The following is a 23,502-nucleotide window of genomic DNA, read 5'->3' as shown; positions in this document are numbered from 1 at the left end:
TTTTGCTATTATTAATAGAATATTAAGATCATAACGTTATGAAAAAAGACTAATTTTGATTTATCATTAACTTCAATCGCAGTTTAAATATGATTTAAACCACGATTGATAATCTATTTTTAGAGATAAAAAAATAAAAAACACTCGCTAAGTGAAATTAATTTACTTTAACCTCTGGAGCATTGATTAATATTTAATTAAAAGCTTAAAGTGGTATTTAAAATAAATTATTTTATTAATTTTAATAGGTATAAAAAAGCCACTTATAAAGTAGCTTTTTTATACGACTAATCATACATTATTAGCAAGTTGCATTTTTAACCAAAAACTTTGCTGGCATAAATTAAAAAATTCTTTTCTACAAGGAGAAATCGGTTTGTTATTCGACTCTACAATTTCCCAAGTTATCCAATGTTCAGGACATTGAGCATCATTATCATAGTGTTCTGTTTCTATCTCTTCTGTGCATTTCAAGATGACACCATCAGAAAATAACCAAGTATGAGTTGCCCTGGTTATTTCTGTTAAGTTATCCAAAAAATTCTGAGTACTTAAAATTTGATAGCTATCTTCTTGGTTTACAATTTGAGATATATACTTCGCTAACATCACCTTCTCTCTTGCCTTACTTCTTATTATTTAGTGTACCCATTATAAATGAGTCTAGTTTTATTACTTTATTTTTCATCAAAAGCATCCGCCATAAGTAAAAATTTAGGCTCAGCTTTTTTATATGCATTAATCATAGGGACTAATCGCTGAAAATGTTCACTAGCACAATGCACATCAAGCGCAACATGATCTGGCCATTGTTCAATAAAGACAAAGTGACCAGGATCTTTCTCATCAACATATAAATTGTAGCTAATACACAGAGGCTCTTTCTTAGTCGCCTCAACAAGTTCTCGATAAAGAGGTAAAACAATTTCTATCGCTTCTGTTTTAATAAAATCTTCAGCAATTACTTTTAACATCACATTTCCCTTAGCGTAATTGATCAATACAGAATACTGTATAAAAACACAGATAAATATAATCGAGTTAACTTAAGAGATCTACTCTCTTTACATAAGAAAATTGCATCTTTTTTAAATGCTAACAATAGAGTGTAATCCATTGAAGTGATAACAGGTGCTGTTTCAAACAGAAAGCAGTAAGCATCAAACATTTATCTTCTATATGAGTGAAAATATGCATTTAAATAAGGTGGATTCTCTTTATATAATAGCAATTCATTAAGTAATACAGAGAAAGTAGGATTGGGGGTTAACGTGTGGCTTGAACAATTTGGTGTACTCAATATCTGGACATACCTCGCAGGCATGTTTTTTATTATCCTCGTTCCTGGCCCTAATACACTCTATGTGCTAAAAACAAGCGCATCAGGTGGCGTCAGTGATGGTTATCGTGCTGCATTTGGTGTCTTTTTAGGTGATGCCATTTTGATTTTTCTCGCCTTTATTGGTGTCGCATCTGTTATAAAAGCCTCTCCAGTACTCTTTACTATTGTCCGTTTTTTAGGTGCTTTTTATCTCCTGTATTTAGGAATAAAGATTATCCATGCGACTTTTTTCTCCAAAAAAGTACATTCAGAACAAACAACAACGGTACAGAAACACATTTTCAGAAAAGCGCTTACATTAAGTATGACCAATCCTAAGGCGATCCTATTTTATATTTCATTTTTTGTTCAGTTTATCGATTTTAATTATGCACATACCGGATTATCTTATTTAATTCTCGCTTCCATGCTTGAAGCGTTTAGTTTTATCTATCTCTCTTTTCTAATATTTGGTGGTGTAGCCCTTGCTCGTTTCTTTGGCTCACGTAAAAATATCGCTAAACTGGGTAATGGTGTTATCGGGCTTTTCTTTATGGGATTCGCAACTAAATTAGCAACATTATCATCATAGTTTTTAATAACAGATATCCATTAAAGAAACGGCAATCGAAATAAGATTGCCGTTTTTTCATCTACGATTATTTACGTATATTATAAAGTCTTATTCCTATTATTTTATTAAATACTATTCATTCTCATTTGATTTTAAGTTTAAAAAACCCTTTTTTATTTAGTTGTTATTATTTGACCTTATTTATTAGAGATAATATTGATTAATATTACTAAAATAAATCATCAAACATTATATTATAAGTTATATAACCCTATAAATAGGTATTGAGATGAATAGCCAAATTGTTATTGACTCTAAAAAATGTATTGGCTGTAAAACATGTGAAGTTGTTTGTTCAGTCGGTCATACATCAGAAAAGGATGGAAATGATTTTCTCAATAAAAAGAATTTTCATCCAAGGATCCGCATTATTAAATTAATGCATCAATTTACAGCTTCTGTTTGCCATCAATGTGAAGATGCACCCTGTGCCCAAGCTTGTCAGACAAAAGCATTAGTGCGTGGTGAAAATTTTGTCGAAACACACCCTGAAAATTGCATTGGATGTAGAGCTTGTCTTTTAGCTTGCCCATTTGGCGCCATTGAACTTGAGAAAAAGGCGCATTCGGCACCTACTTATTGTTTAGATCTTGGTCAACAATTTCAAATTGATATCGTTAAATGTGATTTATGTAATCATAGAGAACAAGGCCCTGCTTGTGTTGAGTTTTGTCCTCAAGATGCCTTAATTTTTGTCTCTGATAATGAATTGTCACAATTGACTGCTGAACGTAGAAAAAACTCTATTTTACGTGAACTACCAACGATACCTTATTAAAGTCTATGCCTATTTAATAATCACCACGTGATACAAAAAGTTTATAGCCTTATTCAGTTTATATAAGGCTATTACTTCTTACTTTTTACCGCCTTGAAATCGCTTAACTGTAGTTATCTATATCGAAACCACCCTACCATCTGGTATCATTGGCGACTTATCAATTTTCTTGCCATAAATAACTTTGTTTTTCACACAACTTATTACTTGAGCCTATAAGATATTTTATATATTTATCATATTGTTAAGGCATCAAAACAGCGAAGAACAAAGCCTTGGTTAGCAAGTTACAGAATAATCAGCAACGATATAGAACCGTAAAAAATGAGCATCCCAAAAGAACAGTATAATTTCAACAAACTACAAAAACGCTTACGCCGTGATGTTGGGCAAGCTATCGCTGACTTTAATATGATTGAAGACGGCGACAAAATCATGGTCTGCCTCTCTGGTGGTAAAGATAGCTACACGCTACTTTCTATCTTAATGAATCTGCAAAAAAGTGCGCCAATTAATTTTTCACTTGTTGCAGTCAATTTAGACCAAAAACAACCCGGATTCCCTGAGCATATTTTACCTGAGTATTTAAATGAACTTGGTGTGGAATATAAAATTGTTGAAGAGAATACCTATGGGATCGTTAAAGATATTATTCCTGAAGGTAAAACAACCTGCTCTTTATGCTCACGTTTACGTCGTGGTATTTTATATCGCACAGCGACAGAACTTGGTGCAACTAAAATTGCTTTAGGCCACCATCGTGATGATATTTTAGAAACATTATTCTTAAATATGTTTTATGGTGGAAAACTTAAAGGTATGCCACCTAAATTAATGAGTGACGATGGCAAACAAATCGTTATTCGCCCTCTTGCTTACGCTCGTGAAAAAGATATTGAGCGTTTTGCACAAGCAAAACAGTTTCCAATTATCCCTTGCAATCTTTGTGGCTCACAACCGAATCTCCAACGTCAGGTTATTAAAGAGATGCTAAGAGATTGGGATAAGCGTTACCCTGGTCGTATTGAAACCATGTTTAGAGCAACACAAAATATTGTCCCATCACACTTATGTGATACTCAATTATTTGATTTTGTGAATATCAAGCATGGTGATGAAGTCATTAATGGTGGCGACTTAGCTTTTGATAAAGACGATATTCCAGCCGTTCCAGTCATGTTCCAAGAAGAAGATGATGAACGCCCTGACTTTAGCCAAAACAAACTCGATATTGTTGAAGTGAAATAATGCACTATCTCCTAAGCCTTGCATTCAGGGCTTAGGATTTTTATGGCTAAATAATCGCCAATAATAAATTTAAGCAAAAAAAACCGATGTTAATAAACATCGGTGTAATAATGGTCAATTATTCTGTATTAAGAACTCAATATGAGAAAAACTACAATTATGGAGCACAACGTTCATCGCTCAACGTTGTATTCACCTGCGAGAGTTATAATGCCAGATGTTCTATTTTAAAAAATTGATATATCTCAAACAGGGTTAGAGAATTCTTTTTTAAATCCATTTAGTTACGATTAATTTGCTGAAATTTTACAACCATCTACTACGCTTTAACCACCAAGTAACAATCACAATCAAAACAAAGAGAGATAAACAAAAAATGGTAAAACCATAAGGAAATTCATTTCCGGGTATGCCACCTAAATTGACACCAAATAGCCCTGTTAGAAACGTTGTTGGTAAAAATAACATCGCCATTAGAGACATAGTATAAGTACGTCTATTCATCGCATCAGCCATCATTGATGTTATTTCATCTGCAATTACCGCCGTACGAGAAATACTACTGTCCAAATCTTCTAAACGTCGAGAAAGTCTTTCTGAGATTTCTAACATCGTGACTCTATCGCTATCACTCATCCACGGTAATTTTTCAATAGAGAGTCTTGAAAATACATCTCGTTGAGGTGCCATATAACGACGTAAAACAATTAACTGCTTTCTTAATAATGCAAGTTCACCTCTTGCTGGTATTTGTTGATCGAGGATCATATCTTCCAATTCAATTAATTGGTCATGAAGCGTCTCAACAAATTCGCCTATTTCATCAGTCACTGCATCAGCCATTGTAATTAGCCAATCACCGCTATTTTCAGGGCCATTACCAAGTTCTAATGTATGAATAACAGAATCTACAGAATTGACTCGGCGATGGCGACTTGAAACAATTGTTTGGCTGTTAATATAAATTCTAAAAGCGACAAGCTCATCGGGCCGATCATTAGGATTATTATTAATTGTTTGCAAATTGATGACGATACCTTCACCAATGCGTTGTGCTTTTGGTCTGACGTTCTCTGCAAGTAATATATCTTTAGCAATAGGTGGAAGTAATTCTGTCTCTTGTATCCATTGAGCACTTTGTGGCTTGCGGTAATCTAAGTGCACCCAATATGGATTTTCATTTGTTGCAACAGTTTCGGCCGTGATTTCTGCTGCTCCTCCATGCCCATTAAGTTGTGCTGTATAAATAGCATCTGAATCTTGTATAACAGAGTCATTAATTGTTTTCACTTAACTTCCTCCATAACTTTTGCTTTAAAAGTAATATTTGAATTAAATACTCAACTGTCAAATATGATTAATCTACCTTCATTTTATAACGCTATGTTTTGAACCGTTATTCTATACTTTTTTTCTAGTTAACTGTATATCAGCACTATTTTTGTTTCATTCATCTAAAATATCTAATTATCTTTATTACTTTAGGATTATTACACTAAATCAAATACTGATAGTTGCGTTAGTATATTAATACTTAGAACAACCGCAGGTAACTTATTTTATTTTCAGGAGAAAAGTTACCTACTGTAATTTATAATAACTATCTAACTGGTGTATACTAAATATTCTTTAATGCATTTGTTGCACCCTAAAAATAAGGTCATCAATATGAAAAAATTTATCGCTATTCCTTTATTTTTGCTTTTGGCTGGATGCAATGACGCAACTTCAACTGAAAGTGCAAATACAACATCATCTACGGGAACAACAAAAACGCTTCTAGTGGACTCACAACTGTATGATTGTGTGGGTGTCGCGCCAATGAAGTGTATGAAGGTGAAAGAACTGCCTTCTGGAGAATGGTCCCTGTTCTATCAAAATATTGATGGTTTTGAATATAAAGCAGGCACTGAATATACATTAAAAGTTAATGTTACAGATATTCCTAACCCACCAGCAGATGCATCAAGTGTAAAATATACACTGATTGAAGTTGTAGATAAAAAATAGAACATCGCACTAAAATCTGGCTCACAATAGGTATTAAAGCTTATTGTGAGTATTTTACCTATTACGCTCAATTACTACTCCCTTCTATTTAAGTAATTTCTTATCATTTCATTGCACTATCATTAAGATAATTAATAAATCTTATGCTGTTTAATAATTAGCTATTTATAATAGTTTGATTTTTTATTGAGTTTAAAAATAAGCATTCAAACTTTTTTTAAGAGTAATTTCAATCAATTAATATTGAAATCGACATTTATTTTACTAAAAATGGTGTTCTACACATCAACATAGAAACTCCATAATGAATAAATTAGTCCTTATTTTAATTAGTTTAGCTTTATCTTATTCCTCTACATTACATGCCTATGATAAGACGCATACCCTCTCTGGTGGCTATATTTATGGCAAAATAAAAGGTGACACAGCAAAAGGTGAAATAATCAGTTATCGTTATGAAACAGAAAATGCTTGGGGAATATTAATTTCTCTACTACGTTTAAATGCCAACCATAAAGAACATTTTATTGATCCTCGTTTTACCATACCTTCAACAATAAAATACCGAACTAAAACCACAGGACTATTAATCGGCCCAACTTATAGAATAACACCTGAAATTTCTGTTTATGCTCAAATGGGGCCTAATAAATTAAAGCATCAGGAAGATAAATATCACCCTAAAATAAATACAACAGATTCCCATATAATTAATACAACAAGTGTAATTGGTCAAATTGGCATCGATTATAATCCTGTTAAGGATATCTCATTTAGCTTGGGCTATCTTTATTCTGATACCACAGCCAATAAACGTCATATTGAATTAAATGCCTTACAACTCTCTTTGGGATATCGTTTTTAAATCGTGTTGACAATCTGTAGTGTCATTTAACACTTACAAAAAGAAAAACAGATAGATTCATTTATAAAACCATCAAACACCATAACAAAATCATTAATTATTGTTATAATTAAGAGTTTAAAACTATAAATAAACAAAAATACAATATTTAACATCACGCACATTGCACGATTAGTCAAAACAATGTCGCAAAAATGTATTAACATCCTACTTGCAATGTTTATTCCTTTTGAGTCTCCTTCTGTTTTCATAACAGAGGGATTTTTTTTGTTATAAATATTTTATTAATCACTGTAACAGTTAGATACAATAAAAGGCGTGCAAAGAAAGTATTAACAATATAATTTATATCTAGATAATAAGTTACCCTGCTTTATTTTGCTACGCCCCTTTCTAAAAGGGGTTCTTTTTTATTTTTTCTATAAAAAACACTCAATTAAATTGAGTGTTTTCTGTTTATGTTAAAATAAAGAATTGAATCAATGTTTCAATATATAAAGTGTATGGCTATAAGCAACATCTTCTGGGTTCTCAATGGGATAACCTTTTAACCACGGCTTTATCAAGCGTCCATTTGTGTATTGATAAATAGGTGCGATTGGTGCATCTTCAGCAATTATTTGCTCAGCGCGGTTATACAGACTATTTCTTTCGTTTGTATCAATAGTCATACCAGACAATGTTAATATTTCATCATATTGCTTATTCTGATATTTAGGGATATTACCAGCGTGTTTAGAGCCTAATAAGCTTAAAAAAGTAGAAGGCTCGTTATAATCGCCAACCCATGATGCTCTTATAACATCAAAATCCCCAGAATTTCGGCTATCAATATATGTTTTCCATTCCTGATTACGTAATTCGACTTTCACGCCTAACTTTTTCTTCCACATAGAAGCAACTGCAATAGCAATTTTCTGATGATTCTCTGAATTATTGTATAGCAATGAGAGTGTTAATGGATTATGAGGGCCATATCCCGCAGCCGCTAATAAGATCTTAGCTTGACTATCTAATTCATCTTGATTGTATTCATCATAAATTGTAGGTTCTGGGGTAAAGCCTGCCGTTACATCAGGTGTAAAACGGTTTGCTGATTTCTCCCCTGTTCCTAATACTTTATCAGTGATAATTTTTCTATCTATTGCCATCGCTAACGCTTTACGTACACGAATATCTTTTGTTGGCCCTGATTGGGTATTAAAAGCATAATAATAAGTTCCTAACTGGTCAGGAATATAAACCTCATTAGGAATATCTTTCATTAATTTATGATATAAATTTTTCGGGAACGACTCTGTAATATCAATATCACCCGCTAAATAACGCTTAGTCGCATGTGATTCATGATTAATCGGCACAAAAGTGACTTTGGTTAATACTGTATTTTTATGATCCCAATAATAAGGATTTGGCGTTAATACGATCTTCTCATTAACGACTCTATCTTTTAAAACAAAAGCTCCATTTCCGACTAAATTGCCAACCTTAACCCATTCAGTGCCATATTTTTCAATGCTATGATGAGGTACAGGATATAACGAAAAATTAGTCGTTAAACTTGGAAAATACGAGACTGGTCGTTCTAAAGTCACTTTTAGCGTTTTTTCATCAAGTGCTTCCACGCCTAATGATGTTGGTTTTAATTTTCCATCAATAATCTTTTGTGCATTTTCAATAGATGCAAGTGATGCATACCATGCAAAAGGTGAAAGATTCTTAGGGTCAACTAACCTTTGCCAGCTATAGACAAAATCTGTTGCGGTTACTTTTTCACCATTAGACCATTTGGCATTATCGCGTAAAGTGAAGATCCACACACGATTATCTTCTGTACGCCAACTTTGAGCAACACCTGGAATGGGACGTCCATGCTCATCTTCTATCGTCAACCCTTCAAATAAATCACGTTGCACTTGAGCTTCTGTTAATCCTACTGCATTAATGGGATCAAGTGATGCTGGCTCATCTTTTAAATGTCGAACGACTTCTTGCTTTTTATCGAGTATCGTTCCTGCGGGGACTACTGCCGCATTTATCTGCGATGTGAGTAATCCTTGAACGACAAGTGCACATGAGATGACGAATATTTTGCGCATGTCTGTTTCGTCCTGTAATCTGTATGAGAATAAACTGCACAATTATAAGAGCCTGATAAAAAGGCACAATCACTGATTACAAATATTTTATAAATTTTTATGTTTTTAGTGATGACTACGCCAATAGTGGCAAATTTTAATAATGGTTAAGCATTAACGAAAATTATCGTTAATACTGAGTATTAATAACAGTTAGTCTGACAACTAATAAAGGAGAACAACAATGGCACATCAAGTTACTTTACAAGGAAATGCAGTGGCACTATCGGGTAATTTCCCAACAGTCGGTCAAAAAGCAGCTGATTTCTCTCTTGTTGGTAAAGATCTTAATGATGTTTCTTTAGCGAATTTTGCAGGTAAACGTAAAGTTCTAAACATTTTTCCAAGTGTAGATACTGGTGTTTGTGCTGCAAGTGTTCGCCAATTTAACAAAGTTGCAAATGAATTAAATAACACAGTTGTTTTATGTATTTCAGCTGATTTACCTTTTGCTCAAGCGCGTTTTTGTGGCGCGGAAGGCTTAGATAACGTTGTGACATTATCTACAATGCGTGGTGCTGAATTTAAAGAAAACTACGGTGTTGCAATTACATCAGGTCCATTAGCTGGCTTAACAAGCCGAGCAGTGATTGTTTTAGATGAAAATAACATGGTTATCTACACCCAGTTGGTTGACGAAATTACAACTGAACCCAATTATGATGATGCGTTAAAAGCACTGAAATAATACTGATAAAAAAATAGACGAGTATTATGCTCGTCTATTTTTATTATGCACAAAATCTTACTACTCAATTATTCTTCAGACTTATCACTCTTTTTATTCGTAAGATTATATTCTCTTAACTTATTCGCAATAGCGGTATGAGAAATACCTAAGCGTTTCGCTAATTTACGTGTACTTGGATAATCACGGTATAAACGCGTTAAAATCGAAGCCTCAAAGCGTTTTGTCATTTCATCTAACGAGCCGTCTAATAGATTCTCATCAAATAATGTTTCATCCGTGTGCTCAGGTAACGTAATATCTTGAACACGCAATGTATTTCCGACTAACTGTGCCATTGCTTGATAAACAGTATTCCGTAATTGGCGAATATTACCCGGCCAAGAATATTGCATTAAATAATTTGAGAAATCAGTAGAAATGGACGGTACACCCACTTTTTGTTCTTGACAGTACTGATTAATAAAATGAGTTGCCAACGGAATGATATCGTCCTTTCTTTCCCTTAATGGCGGTAATGTTAATGTTAATACGTTCAAGCGATAATAGAGATCTTCTCTAAACAATCCCTTTTGTACTAATTCCCACAAATTTTTCTGAGTAGCACAAATAATGCGCACATCTACATTCACTTCTTCTTCTTCACCCACTCGACGGAACGTTCCATCATTTAAAAAGCGTAGAAGTTTGATCTGCATTTGCGGGGACATTTCACCGATTTCATCAAGTAAAACAGTACCGCCATTGGCTTGCTCAAAAAAGCCCTTTTTTCCTTCAATGGCATTAGGATAAGCACCCGCTGCATAGCCAAATAACTCACTTTCAACAACATCATCAGGCATTGAAGCGCAATTTAAGCCAAGAAATGGATATCTTAAACGGCTACTTAGTAAATGGCAGGCTTTTGCTAATAAATCTTTTCCTGTACCTGTTTCACCCACTAATAACAATGGATCATTCATTATTGCCATTTTCTTTGCACGAGTAATAAGCTGCTTCATTTTAGGTGTTACGGCAATAATTTGGTCAAACCCACTTTGATCATTAGTCACTAATCTAGGGTAATTATAAATAATTTCATTATATTTCAGTAAAACAAAAGCCCCAACGCAATGATTATATTGGTTATCGTCTGTCAGTTTAATTGGGACTATTTCCATTTCAAAATTCTGTTTTTTCACAGTAATAGGCACCTTTTGAATAAAGTGCTCTTTTTGTTCTAAAAAACGATGAATATTAAAATTTGGGATAAATTGGTTAAATGTTTTCTCAGCATGATCATCTGGAGATAAACCAAAAAGCTGTCTTGTTGCAGGGTTAAGTAATTTTACCTTACCCTTGGTATCAATAGAAAAAACAGGAACAGGAACAGATTCTAATAATGTCCAAATTGCACGATGTTCTTGCTCTGACGGCATAAATGCAACAGTACGTACATCAATAACACCATTTATTCGACGTATCTCCGCCATAAGAGGTTGAAATATATTAAAATCTATCTGTGAGAAATTCAGGTAAATAAGACCAATTGGGAATATTTCAATTCCACGCAAATCGATATTTTTTAATACGAGCAGATCTAATAATTCACGGGTTAACCCGATGCGATCTTCACAAGTGACCTCTAAACGCATTATAAACCTTCTTAATACTGAGTGACCCTGAACTAATTCTAGATATTATACATAAATATCAACGAAATAAAGAGGATTGTCAGCAAAGGTTGACACCACTAGCATTTATTTTTACACAACTAAATCAATCTCCTAATTTTTAAGCAAGATTATTTATGCTTTAAAAAAACCGAATAACGAAAATGAAGAGGTTTTTATTATTTTTTTTAGTTCAAAATCGATAAGATATTCGACATCCTTTACCAAAGGGCTTAATTCTCGACGGATCACCTTTTTAATAGTTTTACATCCATTATCAAAACAAAAGAGGAGATACTCTAATGCGTTTATTGCCTTTTCTTTCTTATCCGACTCAGTCAGATATTCAAAAAATTGGGATATCTCTTTTATTTGAAATGACTTAGGTTGCTTTTGATATTGTCTTTTTTTAATCTCACTGATCGTCTCATCAAGAATAGGGATTAAAATACTTAATTGGTTGTCAATGTTTGAAACATTAAATTCTGAACTTAGGTAGAGTTGACGTCTTGCTTTAGAGAGTTTTTTTATTACTGAAATTTGTATTTCTTTCATTTTTTACCCTTCTTAGAATAATTATTTATTAACTATTTTCTATTTTTTACAAATAAAAAACCGCCTCTGTTTACTAAATAACGAATAACTTACAAATTAGATGTTTGAAAATATATTGATAGAATAGGTCTTGCGATACATTTTTGCGGTAACATTTAACGCTATTTATTAAACCAAACTCAAGACTATTTTTCTTTCAAAAAAGGAATATTTTGATTGAAATTACAAATATTTCACTAGAGGGAAGCATATTATTCTTTATATACAAATAGTTATAACTATCTCAAATTTTGTAAAAATTGACTCTTTTTAAAATTTCTTATCACGATAGTTTCCATTTAAAACAATAACATTATTGGTAGTAAAACTATAAAAACACTTTATAGCATTCAGTGACTTATTTTAAAATAATATTTTATCATCTTTATTATTATGGCTATTTTATATAAATAACACCTTACCAATCTTTATACAAAAAAACCGCAGAATGGCTTCTGCGGTTTTTATTTAAAATTATTAAAAGGTGAAAATAATAATTTATTCTTTTTTCTTACTACCAATGGTATTTTTTAATTTTCCAATTAGCTCTTTTCTAAAATCGCCTAGCTTAGGTTTATTATCATCAATCCAAGGTAAAGGACGGCATAATTCCATTGCTTTTATTCCTAAGCGTGCCGTTAATAAACCTGCTCCAATACCTTGAGCGGCTCTTGTTGATAATCGTGCTGCAAGATCTTGTGAAAGCCAGTCCATTCCAACTTCTCTAACCAGTTCTGTCGCACCCGCAAATGCGATATTGACTAGAACAAGGCGAAAGAGTTTTAGACGACTATAGTAGCCTAATTCGATACCGTAAATTTCTGCAATACGGTTAATTAAACGAATATTACGCCAACCAATAAAGGCCATATCAACCATTGCCAGCGGACTGACAGCGATCATTAAGGTTGACTCTGCTGCAGAACGACTAATTTCAGCTCTAGCTTGTTTATCCAAAATAGGTTGAACAAGTTGACTATAAAGTTCTAATACTTCTTTGTCGTTATGGGTGTCGTGTAATGCACTTTGCCAACGAATTAATGCAGGGTGTTGTGAGCTAATACCCGCTTGTTTAGCAAGTTTTTCACAAAATGGTCGACCATTCCCCATCGCATGGCTATAAAGTAACTCTTTTGCTTTATCTCTTTCATCTGCCCGTTGACGTAAACGATAAATACGGCGCCACTCTGTTATAACTGATCCAATCCCAGCGACAACAATTAATCCACCCGCACTGGCTGCACCCAACGCAATCCAGTCAGAATTTACCCATGAGTCATAAATCCATTGTCCCGTTTGGGCAATAACACTAATCCCTAAAATGGTACTCGCAATCGTTAATAAACGTTTCCAGATATTTTTTTTCGGTTTTAAAATTGATTGAACATCACCTTCTAATTGCCCTTCATTCTCTTCATCCAATTGTGGATCAATAGGCAAAAATTGCTCATTTTCATTAAAGCCAACACCTTTTTTCAAGATGACTTCTTCGTGAAGTATGGGCTCTTTAAAATCAATTCGCGATTTTAATGGCTCATTCATTTTAATTTATCCCCTAACAAAAACTCCATTGCACTATCCATACGAATATGAGGAACCGCACTATCTCTTGATATTTGTTGCGGCCTAAAAGATTCGAAACTAAACCCTTGTTTTTCCCAAAATGTTTTTTCAGGTAATCGCTTAGGAACCTCACCGGGAAAATATACTAATGGTGTGTTATCCCTTAAACGAAAACCTTTTAAAGCTGGTATTTTTTCGCCATGATGATCAACAATCCCACTTTCAGTTGCCGCAATAGAAGCTAGTCCCATGCAATCTATACTGATCCCCTCAAAAATAGCATTTTGTTTAGCATCTTGAATAAGCTGTTGAAGCAATGACACTAAGTTTTCGTGTTGATCAACCGTGATATGGTCGGCTTTTGTGGCTGCAAACAGAAGTTTATCGATACAAGGTGAAAATAAGCGTCTAAGTAAAGTTCTTTTTCCATAATGAAAACTGCGCATTAATTGTGTTAATGCTTGGCGCATATCATTAAAAACATCTGCACCTTGATTTAAAGGTTGCAGGCAATCAACCAAAACAATTTGTCTATCAAATCCTTGGAAATGATCACGATAAAAACCTTTTACAACATGCTGTCCATAATATTCATAACGCTGTTTTAGCATACCAATATTAGTGCGTTTATCTGCATTCTTTAATTTAGCAATATCATATTGTTGCAAATCAGCCCAAGGGAAAAACTGTAAAACAGGTGCTCCCGCTAATTCACCGGGTAATACAAAACGTCCAGGTTGAATAAAGTGAAGCCCTTCTTCCTTGCACGATAATAAATAGTCAGTGTAAGCGGAGGCAATATCAGCTAATAACGTTTCATCAGCTGGCGCAAAAGGATCACATTTTTTAAGGAGTAATTGCCAATGCTGTTCTGGTGATGTTCTTTGGCGATTGACCTTATTCATTTGCTCTGACCATTCAAAATAGTCTTGCTCAAGCATAGGTAAATCTAATAGCCATTCGCCGGGGTAATCAACAATTTCTAAATAAAGAGAAGATGTTTCTTTTATAAAACGTGTTAAAGATTCATTCGAGCGATAACGTAGTTGTAAACGAATTTCGCTGACCCCTTTTGTAGGAGCGGGCCAACTTGGCGGTGTATGATAAAGAGATTCCATTCCCTCATCATAAGTAAAACGAGGAATATTTAAATTATGTTGAGGAATGCGTTTTACACCTAGTAGTTGTTTATTTCGTGCAGCCGAAAATAGTGGTAAACGCGCGCCTGTATGCACATTAATAAGTTGATTAACTAAAGAGGTAATAAATGCTGTTTTACCACTTCGACTTAATCCAGTTACGGCCAAACGAAGATGTCTATCAACACCACGATTAATAAAAGCGGTAAGTTCATTTTGTAGGCGTTTCATGTTTCTCCCAAGACATTTGACGCGATAGCTTATTAAAACCTGCTTTGATAATAGGTTCAGCTATCAATAGAACCAGCCAACGTAACGGTTTGCTACTTACTCGTTTTAATATACCGCCTGTGATTGCAGCTGGCCCAAATAAAGTGAATAACATTAACCCAAATGTTAACCCTTTTTTGGCTAATTGGGCGAGTTTATTTGTTTTTAAAGAAACGAATACTTGATTGGAATTCACAATAGGCTCCTCAATCAGAAATTTTATTCTCTCACAATACAAGCGTTGAAAAAGATAAACGGACTGAAAGAAAGACGCTCCTAAAATGGAGCGTCTTATCAGATTAAATGGCAAAAATATTACAAATCTCGAAAACGTTTATTTAACTGATAAGTAGAAGAGGTAATATAACGTTCCATTTGTTGTAAACGTTTTTCACCTTGCATCAATTGATTATCTACCCCGCTTAAAATGTCTTTTAAGCTCTCTTGCTGATTTTCACCTTGCTGGTAATTAGCAGGAGCTGGCTCCATAAAGAAACTTAAAACAAAATAAGCAACAATAGTTAAACCGAAAAAACCAGCAAACAGCGCAATCACCGCAATAACCCTGATAAGTAAAACAGGAATATTAAAATAATGGGCAAGCCCAGCACATACACCACGGATCATGCCCTCTTGTGGCAAGCGATACAATTGCTTGCTTTGCATCGTCATTGTGATTGCCTCCAGTTAGGATGTTCTGCATCAAGTATTTGTTCTAACGTCTTAATGCGTTCCTGCATTTGCTGAGCTTTATCCACCAGCGCGCTCAGTCGCTGCATTTCTTGATGGGTTAACTGAACATTACCTCCACCTTTCTGACTGTTGTAGTGCAACCACAACCAAATAGGGAGAATAAATAAAACGAAAATTGTCAGTGGTATTCCCAGAAATATATAGCCCATTACATATCCTTTATAAGATGGTTATTACGCTTGCTGTTACTCTTTATTGATATTGATTTTAGCTTTTAATGCCGCTAATTGCGCGCTAATTTCATCATCAGCTTTTAATTCAGCAAACTGTTGGTCTAAAGATTTTTCCTTTCCTAAACCATAACTTTGAGCTTCACCTTCCATATGGTCAATACGGCGTTCAAATTGTTCAAAACGCGCCATTGCTGCATCCATTTTACCACTGTCTAATTGGCGACGAACTTGGCGAGATGAATTTGCTGCTTGATGACGCACAACTAAAGACTGCTGTTTTGCGCGTGTTTCAGTTAGTTTGTTTTCTAATTCACTAATTTCGCCTTTTAAACGAGTTAGCGTTTCATCAATAATAATCAGTTCGTGTTTCAATGTGTCATTAACTGATGCTACACGTTGTTTTTCGATTAATGCTGCACGAGCTAAATCTTCCTTTTCCTTGATAAGAGCTAACTCTGCTTTATCCTGCCAATCTTTCATCTGTTTTTCAGCTTGTTCGATACGGCGCTCTAATCCTTTCTTTTCAGCTAAAGTGCGTGCAGAAGTTGTACGGATCTCAACTAACATATCTTCCATTTCTTGGATCATTAGGCGGATCATTTTTTCAGGATCTTCCGCTTTATCTAATAAAGAAGCGATATTGGCATTAATAATGTCAGCAAAACGTGAAAATATACCCATGATGTTATCCTTAATAGCTATGCTAATTAGTGACGTTAAATTATTTCAGTAATGGCGCACTGTCGTAACGCCGGCATACTTTAGTTAATACAATTTGCGTGCCAACTTTTAAAATTCACTTAACCTATTAATAATAGGTAATTTATATTGTTCGCCTATTTTTCAAACACCTGATAGACTGGTAAAAAATACCTCAATATGGTGAATTTAACCAATGAATGAGAATTTAGAGACAATAATCGGCGTTGATAGTCAATTTATTGATGTATTAGAACAAACCTCAGCACTTGCTCAATTAAAAAAGCCTGTATTAATTATTGGTGAACGAGGTACAGGCAAAGAGTTGATCGCTCATCGCTTACACTATCTTGCTCCTTGGTGGCAAGGACCTTTTATTTCAATCAACTGTTCTGCGCTCAATGACAATTTACTTGATTCTGAGCTTTTTGGTCATGAAGCAGGCGCTTTTACTGGTGCTAGAAATCGTCATCAAGGGCGTTTTGAACGTGCGGATGGAGGTTCTCTTTTTCTTGATGAACTGGCGACTGCTCCCATGCTTGTGCAAGAAAAGCTTCTGCGCGTCATTGAGTATGGTCATTTAGAGCGCGTTGGGGGCAGTCAATCTCTGCATGTTGATGTTAGGCTTATTTGCGCGACAAATGCAGATTTACCCGCAATGGCAGAAGAAGGTAAATTTCGTGCCGATTTACTCGATAGATTGGCGTTTGATGTTATTAGACTCCCGCCATTAAGAGAGCGACGTGCAGATATTATGTTGCTTGCTGAAAATTTCGCTATCTCAATGTGCCAAGAGTTAGGTTTACCTTTTTTTCCTGGTTTTAGTGATAGTGCGCGCCAAGTACTTTTAGATTATTCATGGCCAGGTAATATTCGTGAGCTAAAAAATGTTGTTGAACGCTCGGTTTATCGTCATGGAACCTGCGATAACGTACTCACCAATATTATTATTGATCCCTTTGCCGGTCTTCAGACGTCAAAAACACCCACATTAAAAAAATCACCTAAAGAAAATTTTTCACTACCTATATTACCGTTGGATTTACGCCAATGGCAAAATGATGTAGAAAAAAAATTAGTAAATAGTGCATTAAAAGAGAGCTTATATAACCAGAAAGAGGCGGCTGAAAAATTATCACTAAGTTACGATCAATTTAGAGGGCTAATTAAAAAACATCAAATAATAACTTAATTTATTGATAAATATAGTTTTTTAATTGCCAAGGGGGAGGCGTAAACAATAGGCAAAAAAAAAGCCAGCACCCGAGCTGGCTAGTAAAAAATACTGGAAGCAATGTGAGCAATGTCGTGCCCTCTGCGGAAAACCTCTTACCGCTGAAGGACAATACGGATGATAATCTTTATCATTAGCATTTGTAAAGCATTTTATTGAGAATTTTTCTCACTTTGTTTTTTTGACTATTTGGGGATAGAAAGTTTTTTAAGTTACAATAGCAAAATCGTTTCTCTAAAAGACATTATTTATGCGCCCTATTTTATTTATTGGTACTTTGCTACTCACCTTTACAAGCGTAACTTGTATTGCGGATGTAGCACCAAAAACACAAGCACCATCTATAACGCTTGAGCCAACTCCAATTAATCAAAATGGCTTTGTTTACTGTGTTGATGGCAGTGTAAATACCTTTAATCCACAACTATCAAGTAGTGGATTAATTATTGATCCTCTAGCTGCACAGCTCTATGACCGTCTTTTAGATGTCGACCCATACACTTATCGCCTGATCCCTGAAATTGCAGCTCGATGGGAAACATTAGATAACGGCGCGACATACCGCTTTTATTTACGTAAAAATGTCTCCTTTCAACAAACATCTTGGTTCACACCAACACGTAAACTTACCGCTGATGATGTTATTTTTAGTTTTGAAAGGATGATCAATCCACAAAATCCTTTCAATCAAATTAATGGCGGAAAATACCCCTATTTTGACAGCTTAAGTTTTGCCAATAATATCCAATCGATAAAAAGACTAGGTCAATACACGGTAGAATTTAGCTTAAAAGAGCCTGACGCCTCCTTTCTATGGCATTTAGCAACACATTACGCCCCTATTCTTTCTGCCGAATACGCCCAAAATTTAGAAAAATCAGGCGATCAAACACAGCTTGATTGGAAACCAGTAGGAACAGGCCCTTTCTTTTTAGATGAATATCAACCAGGGCAATTTGTTCGTTTATTTAGAAATAAAGATTACTGGAAAGGCCAACCCAAAATGCAACAGATTGTTATTGATATGGGTGCAGGTGGTACAGGCCGTATATCTAAATTACTCACTGGTGAATGTGATGTTTTAGCCTATCCTGCCGCAAGCCAATTAAAAGTCTTACGTGACGATCCACGACTAAGATTAACGTTGCGTTCTGGTATGAATATCGCTTATTTAGCCTTTAACACCAGCAAACCACCCCTAAATGATCTTAAAGTTCGTCAAGCTATTGCTTATGCCATTAACAACGAACGTTTAATGGAATCTATTTATTATGGTACGGCAGAAACGGCAGCATCAGTGCTTCCTCGCGCATCTTGGGCTTATGATAACCGAGCAAAAATTACAGAATATAATCCTGAGAAATCGAAACAAATTCTTAAAGAGCTAGGCCTTGATGGGCTGAAATTAAATCTTTGGGTACCTAGCGCCTCACAATCTTATAATCCAAGCCCATTAAAAATGGCGGAACTTATTCAAGCAGACTTAGCGCAAGTGGGTATTCAAATGAGCATTCGTCCTATTGAAGGACGATATCAAGAAACGAGTATGATGGATCGCACCCATGATATGACCTTATCTGGTTGGTCAACTGACAGTAACGATCCTGATAGTTTTTTCCGTCCTCTCTTTAGCTGTGCAGCCATTGGCTCACAAACTAACTTAAGTCATTGGTGTTTACCTAACTTTGATGATATTTTGAAAAAAGCGCTTTATAGTCAGCAACTTGCTTCAAGAATGGATTATTATCATGAAGCTCAAGATATTCTTGCTCAAGAGTTACCAGTGTTGCCTTTAGCAAACTCTTTACGTATGCAAGCATATCGTTATGATATTAAAGGATTGGTATTGAGTACTTTTGGTAATGCGTCTTTTGCTGGTGTTTATCGAGAGGCAGAAGTAGACGAACAAAATCACAAGAAAGAGGCTGTAAAATAATCCATGATTATTTATTCAATACGTCGATTGCTTTTATTGCTTGTGACACTGTTCTTTTTGTCGCTAGTGAGCTTTAGCCTAAGTTATTACACACCAAATGCCCCGTTAAGTGGTGCATCACTCACCGATGCCTACTTTTTTTATGCCCATAATATGATCCATTTTGATTTTGGTATTTCCTCTATCAATGGTGAACCTATCAAAGCGCAATTGGTAGAGGCACTTCCAGCGACCATGGAGCTTTGTACATTAGCTTTTCTTTTTGCCCTTATTGTAGGTATTCCTGCTGGTATTATTGCGGGAGTTTGGCGTAATAAATCCGCCGATATTATTATCAGTAACTTCGCGCTTTTAGGTTTTTCTGTGCCAGTATTTGGACTTGCATTGCTGCTAACGCTTTTCTTCTCACTAAAATTGGGTTGGCTACCTGTTTCAGGCCGTATTGATTTGCTTTATAACTTACAACCTATTACAGGCATTGCATTAGTGGATGCGTGGTTATCTGATTCACCTTATCGTCAACAAATGATCATTAATGTATTACAGCATTTAATTTTACCTGTAATAACTCTGGCTATTGCACCAACAACCGAAGTTATTCGATTAATGCGAAACAGTACGGAAGAAATTATGTCAGAGAACTACGTGAAAGCAGCCGCAACTCGAGGTCTTTCACGTTTTACAATTATTCGTCGCCATATTCTTCATAATGCTTTACCCCCAATCATCCCTAAATTAGGCTTACAGTTCTCCACCATGCTTACGCTAACTATGGTAACAGAAATTGTATTTAACTGGCCGGGGCTTGGTCGTTGGTTGGTTACAGCAATCCGTCAACAAGATTACTCTGCTATTTCAGCTGGCGTAATGTTGGTGGGTTCAATGGTCATTATTGTCAACGTTTTATCGGATATTGTGGGCGCAATGAGCAACCCAATGAAACACAAGGTGGGATATGCCTTTAGATAGCCAATTTTATAAAGAGAAAAAAACACCCACACCCGCTGCGGTGATTTGGCAATGTTTTTCTAAAGACGTTATCTCAATGGTAGGGTTTTATGGCGTTCTTTTTCTCTTAGTGCTCAGTATTATAGGCCCTTATATTGCGCCTTATGCACTCGACCAACAATTTTTTGGCCATCAACTCACTCCGCCATCTTGGTATCAAAACGGCAATGTCTCTTATTTCTTTGGTACAGATGATTTAGGACGTGATGTATTCAGCCGAATTTTAATTGGTACAAGCATGACCTTTGGTGGTGCATTTATTGTTACTTTTGCAGCGACACTGATGGGATTAATTATCGGTTGTTTTGCAGGTATGACTCATGGCTTAAAATCCGCTATTCTCAATCATATATTAGATACCCTGTTATCAATTCCATCCCTACTGCTTGCTATTATTGTTGTAGCTTTTGTTGGAACAAGCCTTGGTCATGCGATGATAGCGATTTGGCTGGCGCTGTTACCTCGTTTAGTCAGAATGATTTATTCTGCGGTTAATGATGAATTAAACAAAGAGTATGTTATTGCTTCTCGACTTGATGGTGCATCGAACATTTCCATTTTATGGTATACCGTACTGCCTAATATTACGCCTGTATTAGTTTCTGAATTAACACGCGCTTTCTCAATTGCTATTCTTGATATTACAGCATTAGGTTTTCTCAATTTAGGTGCCCAACTTCCTTCACCAGAATGGGGAGCGATGTTAGGTGATTCGTTAGAGTTAATATATGTTGCTCCTTGGACAGTCTTAATTCCGGGCGCCACAATTATGATAAGCGTTTTACTGGTGAACCTTTTAGGTGATGGTTTACAGCGTGCAATAAATGAGGGAGTTGAATAATGCCTTTATTAGATATACGCAATTTAACCATTGAATTTATGACACCCGATGGCCCAGTAAAAGCGGTAGATCGTGTTTCTATAACCTTAAATGAAGGTGAAGTGAGAGGTCTTGTTGGTGAATCAGGGTCGGGTAAAAGCTTAATTGCAAAAGCGATTTGTGGCGTTACAAAAGATAATATCAGTGTGACAGCCGATCGCTTTCGTTTTGATGATATCGACTTACTTAAATTATCACCAAGAGCTAGACGCCGAGTCATTGGTCATAATGTTTCAATGATTTTCCAAGAGCCACAATCTTGTCTTGATCCTGCTACAAAAATTGAACAGCAACTTATACAGGCAATTCCTGGTTGGACTTTTAAAGGCCATTGGTGGCAACGCTTTCATTGGCGAAAACGTCGCGCAATTGAACTATTACACCGTGTAGGTATTAAAGATCACAAAGACATTATGCGCAGTTATCCTTATGAATTAACTGAGGGTGAATGCCAAAAGGTGATGATTGCCATTGCTATTGCAAATCAGCCTCGATTGCTGATTGCGGATGAACCGACTAACGCTATGGAGCCGGCAACACAAACCCAAATCTTTCGTTTACTGACTCGACTTAATCAAAATAACAATATGACCATTTTGTTGATTAGCCATGATTTGCAATGGATGAGCAAATTGGCGAATAAAATTACGGTTATGTATTGTGGTCAAACCGTTGAAACGGCATCCCCTGACGAGTTATTAGTGACACCTTATCATCCTTATACTCAGGCTTTGATCCGCTCTATTCCCGATTTTACCAACTCATTGGCACATAAGAGCCGTTTAAATACATTACCCGGCGCAATCCCCTCTCTTGAGCATTTACCTGTGGGATGTCGCTTAGGGCCTCGCTGCCCTTATGCGCAGCGACAATGTATTGAAGCACCTCGGTTACGTTTATTTAAAAACCATGCCGTGGCTTGTCATTTTCCGTTAAATGTGGAGCCAACTGATGTTCGATAAGCTGCTTGAGGTGAAAAATCTATCAAAAACATTTCGCTATCGTACCGGATTATTTCGGCGTCAGCAGTTAGAAGCCGTAAAACCTGTGAGTTTTACGCTAGAACCCAAGCAAACTTTAGCTATTATTGGTGCTAATGGTTCGGGAAAATCTACACTAGCGAGAATGTTATCAGGTGTGACAGAGCCTACGGGTGGCGATATTTTTATTAATGGGCATCAACTGACTTTTGGTGATTACCCTTATCGTAGTCAGCGAATTAGAATGATATTTCAAGATCCCACCAACTCATTAAACCCGCGCCAGCGTATTGGTCAAACATTAGAGATCCCTTTACGCCTGAATACAGACTTAAGTGCGATTGAGCGTGAAAAACGAATTTATCAAACATTACGCCAAGTGGGTCTTTTACCTGAACATGCAAACTATTATCCTCATATGTTTGCATCAGGTCAGCGTCAACGAATTGCGCTTGCACGAGCATTGATATTACAACCTCAAGTCATTATTGCCGATGAGGCAATAGCTTCGCTGGATATGTCTTTACGCTCACAAATAATAAACTTGATGTTAGAACTGCAAGAAACCCATGATATTGCCTATATTTATGTGACACAAAACTTAGGCATGACAAAACATATTAGCGATAAAATCATAGTGATGGATAATGGCGAAGTCGTTGAACGTGGTAATACAGCAGAAGTCCTTGCGTCACCATTACATGAAGTTACTCGAAGATTGGTAGCAAGTCACTTTGGTGAAGCCTTAACAGCAGAAGCTTGGCGTCAAGATTTGACTTAAGTGTAAACAATATAAGCATAATGTTGATTGTACATTATTTCACCCTTTTCCCTTAACTCCTCGGAGGTGCTAGGGAAATTAAACAAATTTACAAATGTCGTGGTAGAATCAGCCACGTTTATTAACAATAAGCGTGATAACCTAACAGATAAATAAAA

24 protein-coding genes are annotated in these 23,502 nt (G+C 35.6%); 12 read left to right on the top strand and 12 right to left on the bottom strand.

Annotation, left to right across the window (positions count from 1 at the left end; translation table 11 throughout):
• Nucleotides 1–291: 291 nt before the first annotated feature.
• Nucleotides 292–609 (bottom strand): hypothetical protein, encoded by a 318-nt coding sequence (locus tag JEP71_RS00835; protein WP_109372388.1) that lies wholly within the window; start codon nucleotides 607–609, stop codon nucleotides 292–294.
• Nucleotides 610–677: 68 nt separating this feature from the next.
• Nucleotides 678–974, bottom strand: coding sequence for a putative quinol monooxygenase (locus JEP71_RS00830; RefSeq protein ID WP_198619580.1), 297 nt, complete (start codon nucleotides 972–974; stop codon nucleotides 678–680).
• Between the two features lie 297 nt (nucleotides 975–1,271).
• Here JEP71_RS00830 and leuE point away from each other — a divergent pair, with 297 nt between their 5' ends.
• From leuE to ttcA, 3 genes are all read left to right on the top strand, one after another.
• A complete protein-coding gene (gene leuE, locus JEP71_RS00825; protein WP_198625583.1) occupies nucleotides 1,272–1,913 on the top strand; it encodes a leucine efflux protein LeuE in 642 nt (213 codons plus the stop codon).
• Nucleotides 1,914–2,184: 271 nt separating this feature from the next.
• Nucleotides 2,185–2,733, top strand: a complete 549-nt coding sequence (locus tag JEP71_RS00820; RefSeq protein WP_198619581.1) for a 4Fe-4S dicluster domain-containing protein — start codon at nucleotides 2,185–2,187, stop codon at nucleotides 2,731–2,733.
• 324 nt (nucleotides 2,734–3,057) lie between these two features.
• Nucleotides 3,058–3,981, top strand: coding sequence for a tRNA 2-thiocytidine(32) synthetase TtcA (gene ttcA / locus JEP71_RS00815; RefSeq protein ID WP_196533251.1), 924 nt, complete (start codon nucleotides 3,058–3,060; stop codon nucleotides 3,979–3,981).
• Nucleotides 3,982–4,287: 306 nt separating this feature from the next.
• On the opposite strand, the gene zntB is transcribed toward ttcA, so the two are convergent.
• Nucleotides 4,288–5,271: a zinc transporter ZntB gene (gene zntB / locus JEP71_RS00810; protein WP_109372393.1), complete on the bottom strand. Its 984-nt coding sequence runs from the start codon at nucleotides 5,269–5,271 to the stop codon at nucleotides 4,288–4,290.
• A gap of 378 nt (nucleotides 5,272–5,649) precedes the next feature.
• Between zntB and JEP71_RS00805 the strand changes: the two genes are divergently transcribed.
• The gene (locus tag JEP71_RS00805) at nucleotides 5,650–5,991 is read left to right on the top strand and encodes a DUF4377 domain-containing protein (RefSeq protein WP_109372394.1); all 342 of its coding nucleotides are present in this window, start codon (nucleotides 5,650–5,652) and stop codon (nucleotides 5,989–5,991) included.
• A gap of 304 nt (nucleotides 5,992–6,295) precedes the next feature.
• Nucleotides 6,296–6,856 carry an Ail/Lom family outer membrane beta-barrel protein gene (locus tag JEP71_RS00800; protein WP_198619584.1) on the top strand — a complete coding sequence of 187 codons (561 nt, stop codon included), beginning with the start codon at nucleotides 6,296–6,298 and terminating at the stop codon, nucleotides 6,854–6,856.
• A 479-nt stretch (nucleotides 6,857–7,335) separates the two neighbouring features.
• Here JEP71_RS00800 and JEP71_RS00795 read toward each other — a convergent pair whose 3' ends face one another.
• Nucleotides 7,336–8,955 carry a peptide ABC transporter substrate-binding protein gene (locus tag JEP71_RS00795; protein ID WP_196533253.1) on the bottom strand — a complete coding sequence of 540 codons (1,620 nt, stop codon included), beginning with the start codon at nucleotides 8,953–8,955 and terminating at the stop codon, nucleotides 7,336–7,338.
• A gap of 223 nt (nucleotides 8,956–9,178) precedes the next feature.
• On the opposite strand from JEP71_RS00795, the gene tpx reads away from it, so the two are divergent.
• The gene (tpx, locus tag JEP71_RS00790) at nucleotides 9,179–9,682 is read left to right on the top strand and encodes a thiol peroxidase (RefSeq protein ID WP_198619585.1); all 504 of its coding nucleotides are present in this window, start codon (nucleotides 9,179–9,181) and stop codon (nucleotides 9,680–9,682) included.
• A gap of 68 nt (nucleotides 9,683–9,750) precedes the next feature.
• Here the strand turns inward: tpx and tyrR are convergent, their stop codons facing one another.
• The 8 genes from tyrR to pspA all read right to left on the bottom strand — a co-directional run bounded on the left by tyrR (nucleotide 9,751) and on the right by pspA (nucleotide 16,507).
• Nucleotides 9,751–11,316 carry a transcriptional regulator TyrR gene (tyrR, locus tag JEP71_RS00785; protein ID WP_198619586.1) on the bottom strand — a complete coding sequence of 522 codons (1,566 nt, stop codon included), beginning with the start codon at nucleotides 11,314–11,316 and terminating at the stop codon, nucleotides 9,751–9,753.
• 153 nt (nucleotides 11,317–11,469) lie between these two features.
• Nucleotides 11,470–11,889 (bottom strand): hypothetical protein, encoded by a 420-nt coding sequence (locus tag JEP71_RS00780; RefSeq protein ID WP_232797443.1) that lies wholly within the window; start codon nucleotides 11,887–11,889, stop codon nucleotides 11,470–11,472.
• Nucleotides 11,890–12,426: 537 nt separating this feature from the next.
• On the bottom strand, nucleotides 12,427–13,470 hold the full coding sequence (locus JEP71_RS00775; RefSeq protein WP_198625582.1) for a YcjF family protein: 1,044 nt from the start codon (nucleotides 13,468–13,470) through the stop codon (nucleotides 12,427–12,429).
• Complete coding sequence (locus tag JEP71_RS00770; protein ID WP_198625581.1) at nucleotides 13,467–14,861, bottom strand: YcjX family protein; 1,395 nt, start codon at nucleotides 14,859–14,861, stop codon at nucleotides 13,467–13,469. Before JEP71_RS00770 ends, JEP71_RS00775 begins: the two co-directional genes overlap by 4 nt.
• Nucleotides 14,842–15,096: a phage shock protein PspD gene (locus JEP71_RS00765; RefSeq protein WP_265576286.1), complete on the bottom strand. Its 255-nt coding sequence runs from the start codon at nucleotides 15,094–15,096 to the stop codon at nucleotides 14,842–14,844. Before JEP71_RS00765 ends, JEP71_RS00770 begins: the two co-directional genes overlap by 20 nt.
• Before the next feature lie 119 nt (nucleotides 15,097–15,215).
• The gene (gene pspC / locus JEP71_RS00760) at nucleotides 15,216–15,572 is read right to left on the bottom strand and encodes an envelope stress response membrane protein PspC (RefSeq protein WP_109372402.1); all 357 of its coding nucleotides are present in this window, start codon (nucleotides 15,570–15,572) and stop codon (nucleotides 15,216–15,218) included.
• A complete protein-coding gene (gene pspB / locus JEP71_RS00755; protein ID WP_023582319.1) occupies nucleotides 15,569–15,802 on the bottom strand; it encodes an envelope stress response membrane protein PspB in 234 nt (77 codons plus the stop codon). Before pspB ends, pspC begins: the two co-directional genes overlap by 4 nt.
• Nucleotides 15,803–15,838: 36 nt before the next feature.
• Nucleotides 15,839–16,507 (bottom strand): phage shock protein PspA, encoded by a 669-nt coding sequence (gene pspA, locus JEP71_RS00750; RefSeq protein ID WP_072062534.1) that lies wholly within the window; start codon nucleotides 16,505–16,507, stop codon nucleotides 15,839–15,841.
• Nucleotides 16,508–16,721: 214 nt separating this feature from the next.
• Between pspA and pspF the strand changes: the two genes are divergently transcribed.
• The 6 genes from pspF to sapF all read left to right on the top strand — a co-directional run bounded on the left by pspF (nucleotide 16,722) and on the right by sapF (nucleotide 23,344).
• Nucleotides 16,722–17,717 (top strand): phage shock protein operon transcriptional activator, encoded by a 996-nt coding sequence (gene pspF / locus JEP71_RS00745; RefSeq protein ID WP_198625580.1) that lies wholly within the window; start codon nucleotides 16,722–16,724, stop codon nucleotides 17,715–17,717.
• Nucleotides 17,718–18,009: 292 nt separating this feature from the next.
• Nucleotides 18,010–19,695, top strand: coding sequence for an ABC transporter substrate-binding protein SapA (gene sapA, locus JEP71_RS00740; RefSeq protein WP_196533258.1), 1,686 nt, complete (start codon nucleotides 18,010–18,012; stop codon nucleotides 19,693–19,695).
• A gap of 3 nt (nucleotides 19,696–19,698) precedes the next feature.
• On the top strand, nucleotides 19,699–20,664 hold the full coding sequence (sapB, locus tag JEP71_RS00735) for a putrescine export ABC transporter permease SapB (RefSeq protein ID WP_088496042.1): 966 nt from the start codon (nucleotides 19,699–19,701) through the stop codon (nucleotides 20,662–20,664).
• Nucleotides 20,651–21,544: a putrescine export ABC transporter permease SapC gene (sapC, locus tag JEP71_RS00730; protein ID WP_023582324.1), complete on the top strand. Its 894-nt coding sequence runs from the start codon at nucleotides 20,651–20,653 to the stop codon at nucleotides 21,542–21,544. Before sapB ends, sapC begins: the two co-directional genes overlap by 14 nt.
• Nucleotides 21,544–22,545, top strand: a complete 1,002-nt coding sequence (gene sapD / locus JEP71_RS00725; RefSeq protein ID WP_088495738.1) for a putrescine export ABC transporter ATP-binding protein SapD — start codon at nucleotides 21,544–21,546, stop codon at nucleotides 22,543–22,545. The genes sapC and sapD overlap by 1 nt, the downstream gene beginning before the upstream one ends.
• Nucleotides 22,535–23,344 (top strand): putrescine export ABC transporter ATP-binding protein SapF, encoded by an 810-nt coding sequence (gene sapF / locus JEP71_RS00720; protein WP_023582326.1) that lies wholly within the window; start codon nucleotides 22,535–22,537, stop codon nucleotides 23,342–23,344. Before sapD ends, sapF begins: the two co-directional genes overlap by 11 nt.
• The last annotated feature ends 158 nt before the right edge of the window (nucleotides 23,345–23,502 follow it).

This window comes from Proteus sp. PR00224 (assembly GCF_016238105.1).
Lineage (GTDB): Bacteria > Pseudomonadota > Gammaproteobacteria > Enterobacterales > Enterobacteriaceae > Proteus.
This window is presented reverse-complemented; position numbering and strand designations above follow the sequence as displayed.